General features: G+C 42.4%; 10 protein-coding genes. 4 read left to right on the forward strand and 6 right to left on the reverse strand.

Translation table 11 applies throughout. The annotated features are described in order from the left end of the window. The first annotated feature begins 6 nt into the window (after window positions 1–6). Both C2M30_RS04480 and C2M30_RS04485 read left to right on the forward strand, forming a co-directional pair. Complete coding sequence (locus C2M30_RS04480; RefSeq protein ID WP_105170806.1) at window positions 7–3,336, forward strand: efflux RND transporter permease subunit; 3,330 nt, start codon at window positions 7–9, stop codon at window positions 3,334–3,336. Between the two features lie 141 nt (window positions 3,337–3,477). Then, on the forward strand, window positions 3,478–4,326 hold the full coding sequence (locus tag C2M30_RS04485; RefSeq protein WP_100912870.1) for an HDOD domain-containing protein: 849 nt from the start codon (window positions 3,478–3,480) through the stop codon (window positions 4,324–4,326). An 85-nt stretch (window positions 4,327–4,411) separates the two neighbouring features. On the opposite strand, the gene lysS is transcribed toward C2M30_RS04485, so the two are convergent. The 5 genes from lysS to xerD all read right to left on the reverse strand — a co-directional run bounded on the left by lysS (window position 4,412) and on the right by xerD (window position 10,708). Then, window positions 4,412–5,953: a lysine--tRNA ligase gene (lysS, locus tag C2M30_RS04490; protein WP_105170807.1), complete on the reverse strand. Its 1,542-nt coding sequence runs from the start codon at window positions 5,951–5,953 to the stop codon at window positions 4,412–4,414. Window positions 5,954–5,981: 28 nt separating this feature from the next. Further along, window positions 5,982–7,080, reverse strand: a protein-coding gene (prfB, locus tag C2M30_RS04495) for a peptide chain release factor 2 (RefSeq protein ID WP_096035283.1) whose coding sequence is annotated in 2 segments (ribosomal slippage) — window positions 5,982–7,004 and window positions 7,006–7,080 — 1,098 coding nt in all. Because the reading frame shifts where the segments join, the coding sequence is not laid out codon by codon here. Between the two features lie 120 nt (window positions 7,081–7,200). Continuing rightward, window positions 7,201–8,925 (reverse strand): single-stranded-DNA-specific exonuclease RecJ, encoded by a 1,725-nt coding sequence (recJ, locus tag C2M30_RS04500; protein ID WP_105170808.1) that lies wholly within the window; start codon window positions 8,923–8,925, stop codon window positions 7,201–7,203. 67 nt (window positions 8,926–8,992) lie between these two features. Further along, window positions 8,993–9,724 carry a bifunctional protein-disulfide isomerase/oxidoreductase DsbC gene (gene dsbC / locus C2M30_RS04505; protein WP_054978596.1) on the reverse strand — a complete coding sequence of 244 codons (732 nt, stop codon included), beginning with the start codon at window positions 9,722–9,724 and terminating at the stop codon, window positions 8,993–8,995. Window positions 9,725–9,802: 78 nt separating this feature from the next. Next, window positions 9,803–10,708 carry a site-specific tyrosine recombinase XerD gene (gene xerD, locus C2M30_RS04510; protein ID WP_105170809.1) on the reverse strand — a complete coding sequence of 302 codons (906 nt, stop codon included), beginning with the start codon at window positions 10,706–10,708 and terminating at the stop codon, window positions 9,803–9,805. Between the two features lie 73 nt (window positions 10,709–10,781). Between xerD and fldB the strand changes: the two genes are divergently transcribed. Further along, window positions 10,782–11,303 carry a flavodoxin FldB gene (gene fldB / locus C2M30_RS04515; protein WP_105170810.1) on the forward strand — a complete coding sequence of 174 codons (522 nt, stop codon included), beginning with the start codon at window positions 10,782–10,784 and terminating at the stop codon, window positions 11,301–11,303. Between the two features lie 9 nt (window positions 11,304–11,312). Here fldB and C2M30_RS04520 read toward each other — a convergent pair whose 3' ends face one another. Next, window positions 11,313–12,017 carry a tRNA1(Val) (adenine(37)-N6)-methyltransferase gene (locus C2M30_RS04520; protein WP_105170811.1) on the reverse strand — a complete coding sequence of 235 codons (705 nt, stop codon included), beginning with the start codon at window positions 12,015–12,017 and terminating at the stop codon, window positions 11,313–11,315. Between the two features lie 322 nt (window positions 12,018–12,339). On the opposite strand from C2M30_RS04520, the gene srmB reads away from it, so the two are divergent. After that, entirely contained in the window at window positions 12,340–13,569 is a 1,230-nt protein-coding gene (gene srmB / locus C2M30_RS04525; RefSeq protein ID WP_105170812.1) for an ATP-dependent RNA helicase SrmB, read from the forward strand. The last annotated feature ends 15 nt before the right edge of the window (window positions 13,570–13,584 follow it).

The following is a 13,584-nucleotide window of genomic DNA, read 5'->3' on the forward strand; positions in this document are numbered from 1 at the left end:
CACGTTATGAAGATTGTAGAAAGCGCGGTTAAACAACCTATTAGTGTAATCGTTGCTGTAATTTTATCGGTACTGGCGGGCGTACTCGCCTTTACCCAAGTACCCGTTCAAATGACCCCATCAGTTGATTCAGTCGTCGTCAGCGTGCGTACCTTTTGGGAAAACGCAAGCCCTGAAGAAATTGAATCGGACGTGGTGATTGAGCAAGAAAAAGTATTATCTGATGTAAATGGACTAATTTCTTTAACCAGTATCAGCCAAACCTCAGCCGCTCAATTGCGTTTAGAGTTCGAAACTGGCACCGATATTAAACAAGCACAAGCAGAAGTAGTACAAAAGCTTAACGAAGTACCCGCCTACCCTATGGGCGTATCGGAACCGACCGTTGAAGGCGTTGATCCTATGTCGGTGGATTACATCGCCTGGGTAGGCCTTGCGGCAACCGATCCGAGCTTTGATAACACGACTTTGTATGATTTTATGGAGCGTCGATTACGTCCGCGCCTTGAAAACATCAAAGGTATTTCTAAGGTAGGAATTTTAGGTGCTCGTGAACAAGAACTGCAAATTCAAATTGACCCCGTCAAACTAGCCAATTTTGGTATTACCTACAGCCAACTAGTAGACGCGATTCAAATTACCAACACCAATTATTCAGGTGGTCGTTTGCCCGACGGTAAAAATGATATTCGCGTGCGTGCTATGGGGCGCTTTACCGATGCGGCAACCATTGAAAATATCGTTATTCGCAAAGACAACCACGGCCCGGTTTATGTTAAAGACATCGCGACAGTAAAACTCGATTACAAAGATATGCGTGATTGGGTGCGTGCACGTGGCGTTAAAATGCCATTTTTCAACTTTCAGCTGGCGCATGGTGCTAACTTACTTGAAACCATGAACTCGCTAAAAGCGGAAATTGCTGAACTTAATAAACCTGACGGTATGCTTGAGCAACACGCTAAAAAGCTAGGCGTAAATGGTACTTTTGAGCTTGTTACTACGTGGGACTCATCAAGCTATGTTGAAAACGCCATTGATTTAGTGCAAAGCAATATTATGGTCGGTGGCTTACTTGCCGTAATTACGCTACTGCTATTTTTACGCTCACTGCGCACCATTGGCGTTATCGCTATCGCAATTCCAATTTCAGTGATTGCGTCTGTGGTAATTTTGGTTGCCCTTGGCCGTTCAATTAACATCGTATCGCTTGCGGGCATGGCATTCGCGGTCGGTATGGTAGTTGATAACGCCATTGTGGTAATCGAGAATATTTTCCGCCATTTAGAAATGGGCAAAAAGCCGCTTAAGGCCAGTGTTGAAGGTACTCAGGAAGTTGCCGGTGCCGTATTTGCGTCAACCATGACAACGCTCGTTGTATTTGTGCCAATTTTAACCATTGCCGATAGCGCAGGTCAGCTTTTTCGCGATATATCACTTGCCATCATGGCAGCAGTCTTTATTAGTTTTGTCGTATCTGTCTTAGTTATTCCGGTAGCGGGCGCTTACTTTTTACGTGCGCGCAGTGAGTCAAAACAAGTAAAATTAAGAACTGGTAAGCTGGCTGAACTTGAGAAAAAAGCAGCGAAGCTACCAAACAAAATTGGCGCCTTATTTGTTGCCATTTCGAGCACGACAAAACGCAAAGTTACCGTTGTAACTAGCTTTGCAGTCGTAACTCTTGTGGGTATTGCGCTACTTATTCCACCGCTTGATTACTTACCAAAAGGTAACCGTAATTTTGCTTTTGGTTTTATGGTACCGCCGCCGGGTTATAACCTTGATCAAGTATCAGAAATAGGTAATCGCATTGAAAAAGTGATACGCCCAGCTTGGGAAGTCACCGGTGATAAATTCCATGCAGAAACCGTTATTCGTGGTGGTGAGCCAGATTTAACGCAAAGTACACCAGATATTCAATTAATGGATGGCAGCACCATTAAAGCGCCTGAAATTGACCACTACTTTTTGGTTGCGATGGACGGTCAAATTCTCCATGGCATGATCCCGAAAGAAGCGGATAAAACCATTGATGCGGTAGACTTTCTAAACCAAACATTAATGGGCGTAAACGCACCTGATGTAATTGGCTTTGCTTTCCAGTTCCCACTTTTTAACACGGGTGGTACAACGGGTAGCGCAATTCAAATCGACTTAGTTGGTGACGATTTGCAGCAAATTACTAATGGCGCAACGGCGCTACTGTTTAAGTTAATTGGTAATTATGGTCCTTATGCAACCATTCCAGAACCCGCTAACTTTTTATTGCCAACACCAGAGCTTTCAATTAAGCCGCTAGATGAGCGTTTAGCAGAGCTCAACATGACGCGTCGTGATTTAGGCCTAGCTGTGCAAGCAAACGGTGATGGCATTATTATGATGAACAGTTTTGCGGTTGGCGGTGAATTAAAAGACCTTAAGATTGTAACTAACGCGCAGCAAGGTGATTTCCCAATCGATGCACTGATGCAAGCGCCATTAGCTACACCACAAAGTCAGGTTGTTGATTTACAGTCACTTGCGCTTGTTGAACGCACGCAAACCGTTGACCAAATTAAGCACGTTTCACGTCAGCGCGCTGTAACCTTGCAGTTTACACCGCCTGCTGGCATGCCACTTGAGCAAGCTATCGCCTCTGTTAACAGTATGGTTGAAGAACTACGCGGTGCGGGTGCGATTTCACCGGCTGTTGAAGTTAACCTAGCTGGTAGTGCCGGTAAACTGGCTGACCTTAAAAAGTCGCTGTTAGGTGATGGTAGTTTGTTTGGCACCTTGAGTTCGAGCCTATTTTTGGCAATGTTTGTAGTGTATCTGGTAATGGTTATTTTATTCCAAAACTGGAAATACCCATTAGTAATTATGGTAAGTGTACCGCTTGCAACACTAGGTGGCTTTATGGGCCTTGCTGCTGTGCACTGGGCAAGTGTGTTTGACCGTTATACGCCAATTCAAAACCTTGATGTGTTAACGCTATTGGGTTTCGTAATTTTGGCGGGTGTGGTTGTAAACAACGCAATCTTAATTGTGCACCAAGCACTTAACAATCTGAAGTACAAAGGGTTAAGCGCACAACTGGCAATTAAAGAGTCGGTTGAAAGCCGTGTTCGCCCTATTATGATGTCAACACTTACCTCGGTTGGCGGCATGCTACCACTGGTGTTAATGCCAGGTGCGGGTAGTGAGCTATACCGTGGTTTGGGTGGTGTTGTGGTTGGTGGCTTAGTGGTTTCAACAATATTCACTTTGATTTTAGTGCCAGTCATATTAAGCTTCTTACTTAAGGATTCTGATATTAAACAAAATTCAGAAGACACAGATTTACGGACAGCCGCTTAGATATGGAAATCTAAATTGATGACTGACCAAAAATCCCAGCTCTTGCTGGGATTTTTTATGCCTAAATAACACACACTATTGCAACAGCTCGACAATCTTTGTCTATAGTAATTAAGTGGCTTGTTAAAAATAAGCGAACTAATGATTGAAATAGATAACAAAATACTGAGCGATGTTGCAGCTGGTTTCACCATTCCAGCTAAGCCTGATATTTTGCAAGCACTGCAAGATGAGCTAAACCACGAGCCTGAACTTTATCGCGTTGCAGACATTATTGCCGCTGACGTGGCAACATCAGCTGCCGTACTCAAAATTATAAACAGCCCCTACTACGGCCTTGCTAGAACAATAAGTGATATCCGCCAAGCCGTAATGTTTTTAGGTCTTGAGAACATTACCAGCTTAGTCACCGGCTATTTACTTAAACAAGCCTATGACCAAAGTAAATGCTCGTTACCACTAAATCGTTTTTGGGATAACGCTAACGACATCGCTAATGTGTCGTGTATTATTGCGCAACACTTAAAATCGCCCCTACCACCCGAAAATTTACACTTAATTGGTTTGTTTCACGATGCGGGTACACCCGCGATGGCAATTCGCTTTGAAGGCTACACCCATTTACTGCAAGAGCACCGTGAAAATGACAGCAACCCGTTAATACATAAAGAAGAAAAGAAGTACAAAACCAATCACGCGGTTGTTGGCTACTACTTAGCCACGAGTTGGAACTTACCTAAACAAATTTGCCAAATAATACTGCAACATCACAGTAATGATTTTTTTAATGCCTCAAACGATAAATTTGAGCGCAGTTGCTTTGCTTGTTTACGCTTGGCTGAAAACCTAGTGCATGTCGCTAGGCACTTTCGCCCTGAACCACAATGGCACGCAATAGAACAGCGAGTATTAGACACCTTACAACTCGATGAATATGACTTCCAAGATCTGAAAGAAGATGTAGAAGAGTACTTAATTTCATCGCATTAAGAATAACTAACAAATTCAACAGGATTTACAGCCCCTTGAAAACAAAAAACCCAGCACATGGCTGGGTTTTTTTATAAGACGTTGCTTAGTCCGCTTGCGGGCGCATATGCGGGAATAAGATTACATCTTTAATCGTTGGTGAGTCAGTAAATAGCATTACTAGACGGTCGATACCAATACCCTCACCTGCTGTTGGCGGTAAGCCATACTCAAGTGCTTGGATATAGTCATCGTCAAAGTGCATTGCTTCATCGTCACCGGCATCTTTCTCTTCAACCTGACGTGCAAAGCGTGCAGCTTGATCTTCTGCATCGTTAAGCTCAGAGAAACCATTTGCTAATTCACGGCCGCCTACGAAGAATTCGAAGCGATCAGTAATAAATGGATTTTCATCGTTACGACGTGCAAGTGGCGATACTTCCCACGGATATTCAGTGATGAAAGTCGGTTGAATTAGCTTGTGCTCAGCTGTTTCTTCGAAGATCTCACATAAAAACTTACCTGCACCCCATACGCATTTTTCTGGGATCTTAACGTGTACTTTCTTCGCGTAAGCTACTAGCTCGTCGAAGTGGTTTTCAGGATCTTTGAAAATATGCGCGATTTCAGCTGCATCTGGGCCAAACTTGATGATGGCATCAGCCATAGATAGGCGCTCGAACTTGCTACCAAAGTCATATTCGATTGTTTCAACAACTTCACCTTCAGCGTTCTTAACTGTATTAACAACCGTTGTTGTACCAAGTACATCTTGTGCAACCGTACGTAACATATCTTCAGTTAAGTTCATTAGGTCGTTGTAGTCAGCGTACGCTTGGTAGAATTCAATCATTGTGAATTCAGGGTTGTGACGCGTTGAAAGACCTTCGTTACGGAAGTTACGGTTAATTTCAAATACGCGGTCAAAACCACCTACCACTAAACGCTTAAGGTAAAGCTCTGGTGCGATACGTAAGTACATGTCGATGTCTAACGCGTTGTGGTGAGTCACGAATGGACGCGCCGTTGCGCCACCAGGAATAACCTGAAGCATTGGCGTTTCAACTTCCATAAAGTCACGCTCAGCTAAGAAACGACGAATGCCTTCAATCACTTTTGAACGAATGCGGAACGTCTCACGGGTATCCATATTAGTGATAAGGTCAACATAACGCTGACGGTACTTCGCTTCTTGGTCTGTTAAACCGTGGAATTTTTCTGGTAATGGGCGCAGTGACTTTGTTAGTAGCTCGTACTGAACCATATCTACGTACAGGTCACCTTTACCTGATTTATGAAGCGGACCCGATACACCGATGATGTCACCGATATCAAGCTGACCATACTTCTCTTTTAAATCTTTTTGTACGTCTTTAGACGCATACGCCTGAATACGACCTTTCATATCTTGAAGTACAAGGAAAGGACCACGTTTTGCTAAAATACGGCCTGCTACTGAAACTTGGTGGTCTAACTCGACTAACTCTTCCTTCGATTTATCACCAAACTTAGCTTGTAGATCTGCTGTGTAATTTTCACGGCGGAAAGTATTCGGGTGACCATTAGCTGAGCAATTCTCACGAATCGCATCTAGCTTGGCACGACGCTCTGCAATCAATTTATTTTCGTCTTGAATTTGATCTGTCATGTTATAGCTCTAAGTTGCTTGGTTTAAATTAAAGGCCAGATTTCAGGCTGGCTTCGATAAACTTATCTAAATCGCCGTCTAATACGGCTTGAGTATTGCGGTTTTCAACCCCGGTACGTAAATCTTTGATACGAGAATCATCCAGTACGTACGAACGAATTTGGCTACCCCAGCCAATATCCGATTTTGCATCTTCTTGTGACTGCTTTTCAGCATTCTGTTTATGCATTTCAAGCTCAAACAATTTTGCTTTTAATTGCTTCATTGCCTGTGCTTTGTTTTTGTGTTGCGAACGATCATTCTGACACTGTACTACCGTATTGGTTGGTAAGTGAGTAATACGTACCGCAGATTCTGTACGGTTAACGTGCTGACCACCCGCACCCGATGCACGATATACGTCAATACGTAAATCTGCCGGGTTAATATCAATTTCAATGTTGTCATCCACTTCAGGATAAACAAACGCCGAAGCAAATGAGGTATGACGACGACCTGTTGAATCAAATGGGCTTTTACGTACTAAACGGTGAACACCTGTTTCAGTGCGCAACCAACCGTAAGCATATTCACCTGATACACGTACCGTAGCACCTTTAATGCCGGCAACATCACCATCGGTCGCTTCAACGATTTCCGCTTTAAAGCCTTTTGCTTCAGCCCAACGTAAATACATACGCAGCAGCATGTTACACCAGTCTTGTGCTTCAGTACCGCCCGAGCCTGACTGTAAGTCGATATAAGCATCGTTACCATCTTGCTCACCAGAGAACATACGACGGAACTCTAGCTTATCAAGTTGCTTCATTAAGTCTTCAAGCTCAGACTCTGCTTCTGCAAAGGTGTCTTCGTCTTCAGCCTCAACCGCAAGTTCAACTAAGCCTTCAACATCTTCAGCACCTTGCTCAAGATTTTCGATGGTTTCAACAATTGCTTCTAAGCTCGATTTTTCACGACCTAACGCCTGTGCTTTTTCAGGCTCATTCCATACTGCTGAATCTTCTAATTCGGCATTAACTTCTTCTAACCGCTCTTTCTTAAGAGGATAGTCAAAGATACCCCCTAAGTTGGTCGGTACGTTCGCGAATTTCCTTGATTTGGTTAATCACAGGATTCACTTCAAACATTACATCACTCCAACAGGTGTTTTGCCCGAATTCTTGGCAATAATCAAAGGCGGGAATTTTAGCAAAAAAAAATGGTTTTGATTAGATTCAAAACCATTTTTTCGCATAAATATTTCTTATCTATGCCAATTGTATTTCGCTAACCAGTAATTGCAGCGAAAACTTACCTCTAAACTCATTAATATCAAGCTGATAGGCTAAACGTACTTTTTCAGCTGCGGTATTTGGCCACGCCCTTAAATCAACATTAAAGGCAATCGCGTCAATATCTAAACCCGATGCATGTCGCAATACTAATTTTAAATGTTTTTCACCCACCATACGCTGTTGAGTAACATAAAAAACATCGTCAAATAGCGGTTCAGGAAAGCTCTGACCAAAGGGCCCTGCTTGCTTAAGCTGGTTAGCAAAATTCAAATTAAAACAATCAGCTGGCAAATTACCGTCGGTTAATAGCACCGCGTGTTTATCTTCTTCGGCTAGCGTATTTGCCACCGCATCTGTGTACACTTGTTTAAAACGCGCAAAGTCGCTTTCTAAAATTGATAATCCCGCCGCCATCGCATGACCACCAAATTTTAAAATTAAATCTGGGTGTTTTGTTGAAATTGACTCCAACAAATCACGCATGTGGAGCCCTGGAATAGAGCGGCAACTGCCTTTTATTTCACCATTTTCACCCTGTGCGAAAATCACTGTGGGGCGGTGATATTGCTCTTTTAAACGCCCCGCCAAAATACCAATAACACCTTGGTGCCAATCGTCTTGATATAAACACACTGCATCTGGAATTTCTTGTGATTGTGACACTAAGCGTTCTAGCACCGCATTAGCTTCAACTTGCATACTTTGCTCGATTTCACGGCGTTCTTGGTTTAATCCATCAAGTTCCGCGGCAATGCGTCTTGCCTGATTGCCATCCTGACTCAGTAAACAAGCGATACCTAAACTCATATCATCTAAGCGCCCTGCCGCATTAAGCCGTGGCGCAATAGCAAAGCCAAAGTCACTGGCTTGCAGGCGATAACTATTTCGGTTGGCAACCTCAATCAAAGCCAAAATACCGGGGCGGGTGCGCCCTGCACGAATACGCGCCAAACCTTGGTATACCAAGGTACGGTTATTAGCATCGAGCGGCACCACGTCGGCCACAGTACCCAGTGCAACAATATCCAAAAGACTCGCTAAATTAGGTTGCGCTAAGCCGGAGTTTTCAAAATAATTTTGCTCTCGCAACGTGTGACGAAGTGCCACCAGCAAATAAAACGCAACACCGCATCCCGCCAATGCTTTTGATGGAAACTGACAATCAAAGCGGTTTGGATTAACAATCGCATCGGCATTCGGTAGCTGTTCACCTTGCAAATGGTGATCGGTTACAATCACTTGAATGCCAGCTTGCTTACAAATTTCAACGCCTTGCAAACACGAAATACCGTTATCAACCGTAATTAAAATATCCGGTTTGATTTGCACCACTTGCTCTGCAAGTTGCGGGCTTAAGCCATAGCCTAAGTTAAAACGGTTTGGCACTAGGTAATCAACATGTTGAAAGCCAAACATTGGCAGGCCTTCCATTAACACCGCGGTACTGGTTGCACCATCAGCATCAAAGTCACCGACAATTAAAATTTTGGCGTGGTTTTGCAGCCCATTAATTAAGATATTTGCTGCAACATCAATGTCTTTTAACAAGCGAAAATCAAGTAGCGACGCCGCGCCATTATCAAGTTCAGTATTGGTTTTTATGCCACGAGAAGCATAAATTTGTTTAATTACAGGATGAAGAGAGGCGTCTAAATGGCTGTCGTCAACGCGTGCACGTGTTTGAATAGTTTTTTGCATGAACCGTTTTTTAATAATCTCAGACTAAAAAGGGCCTTAACGGCCCTAATTCGCTAAAAAAGTTATCTTAACCTTTTTTGCTATCAAGAATTTGCTTTAACTGCGCCGCTGGCTGGTAACCAGGAATAAGCGTACCATCTTCTAAAATGATAGCTGGTGTACCCGTAATACCAAAGCTTTGACCCATTTCAAACTGTTCTTTCACCGGTGCATCACAGGCTGCTACGTCTACTACGTCATCACCCGCTTTTGCATCTGTAAGTGCTTTAGCCGCATCTTTTGCGCACCAAATATCTTGTAAGTCGTCATAACCTTTACTTGGAATACCTGCACGCGGGTACGCTAGGTATTGCACCGTAATTCCTGCATCTAGGTAATCATCCAGCTCACGGTGTAATTTACGACAGTAACCACAGGTGATATCGGTGAAAATAGTGACCTTATATTTTTCATCTTTCGCTGGGTAAACAATCATTGAATCAGCAAACTGCTTAACGCCTTCTACACGCAAATTGCCCAGTGCAACTTCCGTTAAATTTTCTTTGTTTTCTAAATCAAGTAACGTACCTTGCAGTAAGTATTTACCGTCTGCCGTGCTGTATAACACGCCGCGATTGGTTAATACTTCATACAAACCTTTTACAGGTGTTTCTGCTACACCACTTGCTTGTAGACCAATTTTTTCAAATTCCGCAATGATTTTCGCTTCGATTGGATCAACACTCGCTGCTGCGACACCATTTGCTGAAATATTAAATGCCGCACTCAACAAAGCAGCTGCGATTGCTAGTTTTTTCATTTGCTATCTCTTTTTTAAATACTGGGGCTTATAAATATTTAGACCGTACTAAGCCACATAAAATTCCGTATTTTGTCATCAAGCTCTTGGATGATGCGTCTGATGAATGGATTTTAACCTTTCTTTTGCTACATGAGTATAAATCTGTGTGGTCGATAAGTCACTATGGCCTAACATCATTTGTACAACACGTAAGTCAGCACCATGATTGATCAAATGTGTGGCAAACGCATGACGCAAGGTGTGTGGCGATAATTCCGTTTGAATATTCGCAATCAACGCATAGTGTTTAATGCGATGCCAAAAGGTCTGCCGCGTCATACCTATGCCGCGTTTTGACGGAAAAACAAAGTCGGTTGCATGTTTAATTAACTGCGGTCGCGCCAGCTTAATAAACGCTTCAATGTACTCAAGCGCCACTTCTCCCATCGGCACTAAACGTTCTTTATTACCTTTACCTTTAACAAATACCACAGCTTGACGCAGATTGATTTGCTCCATACGCAGGCCAACTAATTCACTTACGCGAAGCCCTGTTGCATATAACAGTTCAAGCATGGCTTTATCTCTTAGCTCAATTGGCTCTTCAAGATTAGGCGCATCAAGCAAGGCTTCAACTTCTTGTTCTGTTAAGGTTTTAGGTAATGACTGACCTAGCTTTGGCTGTTCAATATGGGCAAGCGGTGAACTAGAAAGTTTTTTCAAACCAATAAAATACAAATAAAACCGTTTTAACGCACTTTGCGCCCGAGCCGTGCTTCGCGCTGAAAACCCGTTATCTCGACGATAAGCTAAGTATTCGAGAATAATGCCTTCATCAACATCAAAAAGTGATGTTTTCGCAATAAAAATCGCAAATTTATTTAAGTCACTACGATAAGCCGATAAGGTATTTTCACTTAAACCTTGCTCAAGCCAAAGGGCATCTAAAAACTGCTCTATCTTTTGGCTATTTTCAACACTTGGGGTTTGTTTTTCTGTCAATGTATTAATAACACATAGGTTAAGGTAAACTAGCGCCTATCATATCAAGCTCTCGGCAACGCACAAATTTAATATGAAAATTGGTTTATTTTTTGGCTCTACAACCTGTTACACCGAAATGGCTGCAGAAAAAATCCAGCAAATTATCGGTGAAGACATCATTTCACTTCACAATATTAAAGACGAGCCACTGAAAAACGCAGAAGATTTCGATTTCTTAATATTTGGTATTTCTACTTGGGACTTTGGCGAGTTACAAGAAGATTGGGAATCAATTTGGGATGATATTGAATCGGTTAACTTAAGTGGTAAAACCATTGCGCTTTTTGGCATGGGCGATCAGCAAGGCTATGGCCAGTGGTTTCAAGATGCATTAGGCATGCTGCACGACAAAATTAAACCGCAAGGCGTGACCTTTTTAGGCTATTGGCCTAATTCAGACGATTATGAGTTTGAAGCGTCAAAAGCCTTAACCGAAGATGGCACACAGTTTGTTGGCCTAGCACTTGATGAAGACAGCCAATACGAAAAAAGTGATGAGCGCATTGCTACTTGGGTTGAACAAGTAATGACTGAATACGCTGAAACGCTCTAGCTTCTTTCCTCAAAAGTTCAAATAGAAATCACGGCACAGTTGTTTATACGCTGTGCCGTACGCCCCACTCTCACCATGAATAATCAATTCTTCTTCAACTAACGTTTGCAACTCATTATTGTGCGCTAAACACAGTAACACGCGTTTTGCTGCTTTCTTTTTACTAGTAATTACCCACAGCTTTTTTGTAATTTTCAAATTAGCGTTATCTGCGGCATTTTCAAATCGGCTTAACTCGGTTGTTGGTAATACCACACAAAACCGCCCCTTTTCGCTTAATAAACTTGCCGCTTTAGCACATAAACTGTCAAACGATAAACCATCCGTATGGCGCGCCGTCATTCTCTGTGCATTATCGCTTTTCAGTGAATCATTAAAAAATGGCGGGTTTGAAACAATCAAATCAAACGCTGTATTTGCTTGAAATTCTTTGATATCGCCTTGCCACACGTTTAAATCCGTCCAAGGCGAAGCTGAAATATTTTCTTTTGCTTGATTGTACGCTGCCAAATCAATTTCAACGGCTGTGATCGCTAAACTAGGCGCACGCTGCTTAAGCATCAAAGCAATTAGCCCCGTACCTGTGCCAATATCTAATGCTGCTTTTGCGCCTTCAAGGGGTGCCCAAGCGCCCAACAAAATACCATCAGTGCCAACTTTCATCGCACATTTATCGTGGTTAATATGAAACTGCTTAAACGTAAAACCCGACATTGCGGTAAAATGCCCTCTGCTTGAGGGTCTTTTTGTCTTTATTGATATATTCAGCAATAGGTTATTTATTTCGTTAGCAAATTACCAAAATAAATAAAATACTAATGCAGATAGCGAAATAAATAGCCATTCCCCTTCGGGCTGAGGCTAAAAATCACCTTACTCTGCTTTGAAAATAAGTTATTTAGATGACTAAACCTCCTTATTTTCTCATTGATTACGGCGATTTTATCTCTCAGCTGAATTATTAAATAAAGAATAAAAGACCCTATTATTGATTCGGTGTATAATACAGCTAATTTTCCTTTATGTTTATTTCCTTATGCACTTTGCTGACCTAGATCTTGATCCCAAATTATTAAACGCCATTGAAAAAATGGGTTTTGATAAACCGACTAGCATTCAATCGCTCGCAATTCCTGCGGCGATGAAAGGTCGCGATATTTTAGCAAGTTCACCAACCGGTACAGGTAAAACCGCTGCGTTTTTACTTGGTTCAATGCAATACCTGATTGATTTCCCAAGACGTAATCCAGGTTTTGCGCGCGTACTTATTATGACACCAACACGTGAACTCGCTTATCAAGTGTATGAACAAGCAAATGCCCTTGCAGCGCAAACTCACCTTAAAATTGGTGTAGTAACCGGTGGTATTAACTACGGTAGCCATAAAGAAATTTTTGAAAAAAATAACGACATTCTGATTGCTACGCCAGGTCGTTTAATGGATTACTTAAATTCAGAAAACTTCCACGCAGAAGATGTTGAAGTACTTATTCTTGATGAAGCCGACCGCATGTTAGACATGGGCTTTCGTAAAGAAATGCTACGTATTTGCGACGAAGCAAAAAACCGTAAACAGTGCTTTTTATTCTCAGCCACACTAGAGGGCGACAGCGTTGAGCTATTTGCAGAGCGCATTCTAAATGATCCTGCACTTTTAGAAGCAACCCCATCGCGCCGTGAAAAAGGTAAAATCCACCAATGGGTGCATTTATCAGATAACCGCGAACATAAAGTGGAACAACTTGAAGCGATTTTAAAATCGGAAGACGTTGAAAAGGCCATTGTGTTCGTTAAAACACGTGAGCGTTTAGAGCAGCTAGTTGGCGAGTTATTCGCGAAAGACATTAAAACCACGTGGCTGCGTGGTGAAATGCCTCAGGATAAACGTTTAGCCGCACTTAAAAGCTTTGATACTGGCCGTACAAACGTATTAATTGCAACCGACGTTGCCGCGCGCGGAATCGATGTAGCTGATATTAGCCACGTAATTAACTTCGATATGCCACGCACCGCCGATATTTATGTACACCGCATTGGCCGTACTGGCCGTGCAGGTAAAAAAGGCACAGCAATTTCATTTATTGAAGCTCATGATGTGGAAATTTTGGCAAAAGTTGAGCGCTACACCGAGCAAAAACTAAAGCGCCGCACAATTAAAGGCTTAGAGCCAAAGCATAAAGAAGCGAAATTACCGGCGAAAAAGAAAAAAGACCCAGAAAAAATGAAGGCTAAAAAGAAAGCCAAGAAAAAAGCGAAAAAGAAGTAGCTTTACAAGAGCGGT

The organism is Pseudoalteromonas sp. T1lg24 (assembly GCF_002964745.1).
In the GTDB taxonomy this organism is placed as follows: domain Bacteria; phylum Pseudomonadota; class Gammaproteobacteria; order Enterobacterales; family Alteromonadaceae; genus Pseudoalteromonas; species Pseudoalteromonas spongiae.

Bases quoted from the DNA above. Each gene is read 5' to 3' on its own strand.
- C2M30_RS04480 (WP_105170806.1), top strand. From the start codon at position 7: ATGAAGATTGTAGAAAGCGCGGTTAAACAACCTATTAGTGTAATCGTT.
- C2M30_RS04485 (WP_100912870.1), top strand. From the start codon at position 3,478: ATGATTGAAATAGATAACAAAATACTGAGCGATGTTGCAGCTGGTTTC.
- lysS (WP_105170807.1), bottom strand. From the start codon at position 5,953: ATGACAGATCAAATTCAAGACGAAAATAAATTGATTGCAGAGCGTCGT.
- recJ (WP_105170808.1), bottom strand. From the start codon at position 8,925: ATGCAAAAAACTATTCAAACACGTGCACGCGTTGACGACAGCCATTTA.
- dsbC (WP_054978596.1), bottom strand. From the start codon at position 9,724: ATGAAAAAACTAGCAATCGCAGCTGCTTTGTTGAGTGCGGCATTTAAT.
- fldB (WP_105170810.1), top strand. From the start codon at position 10,782: ATGAAAATTGGTTTATTTTTTGGCTCTACAACCTGTTACACCGAAATG.
- C2M30_RS04520 (WP_105170811.1), bottom strand. From the start codon at position 12,017: ATGTCGGGTTTTACGTTTAAGCAGTTTCATATTAACCACGATAAATGT.
- srmB (WP_105170812.1), top strand. From the start codon at position 12,340: ATGCACTTTGCTGACCTAGATCTTGATCCCAAATTATTAAACGCCATT.